Origin of the sequence: Legionella dresdenensis (assembly GCF_042649825.1) — a bacterium.
Taxonomy (GTDB): Bacteria; Pseudomonadota; Gammaproteobacteria; order Legionellales; family Legionellaceae; genus Legionella_C; species Legionella_C dresdenensis.
Genome location: NZ_JBHSAB010000013.1, coordinates 460 through 1,036, shown reverse-complemented (window position 1 = coordinate 1,036; position 577 = coordinate 460). Strand labels below are relative to the sequence as shown.

Here is a 577-nt window from a genome sequence, read left to right as displayed (position 1 = left end):
CCTGGGCAGGCGCGGTTTATACCACCGGTGCAGTGACCAGCGATTGTTCGGTAACATTTAGCTCTCTGGAGCCTGTCGTTACGCCGAGCGGCGATGCCAACCTGACCATTAACCCGAATACGCCGCAATCAGTGACGCCGGGCGCAACCCAGCAATTTACCGTCACCCCGAACCCCGGTTATAACGTCAATCCCACCGTCGGCGGAACGTGCCCTGCCGGTTCATGGGCCGGCTCGGTGTATACTACCGGCGCAATTAACGGGGATTGTACCGTCGTCTTTAGTTCGCTCCAGATGCCGACGGTAACCCCGAGCGGCGATGCCAATCTGACCATTAACCCCAATACGCCGCAAACGATTAATTATGGGGCAACCCAGCAATTTACCGTCACTCCGGATCCCGGTTATACCGTCAATCCGACCGTCGGCGGAACGTGTCCGGCCGGTTCATGGGCCGGCGCAGTGTATACCACCGGTGCAGTGACCAGCGATTGTTCGGTAACATTTAGCTCTCTGGAACCTGTCGTCACCCCAAGCGGCGATGCCAACCTGACGATTAACCCCAATACGCCGCAATC

Annotated in this window: 1 pseudogene; it reads left to right on the top strand. The window is 58.1% G+C overall.

The features are described 5' to 3' along the window. A pseudogene (locus tag ACFORL_RS06785) lies at positions 1-577 on the top strand (hypothetical protein); the annotation flags it as partial.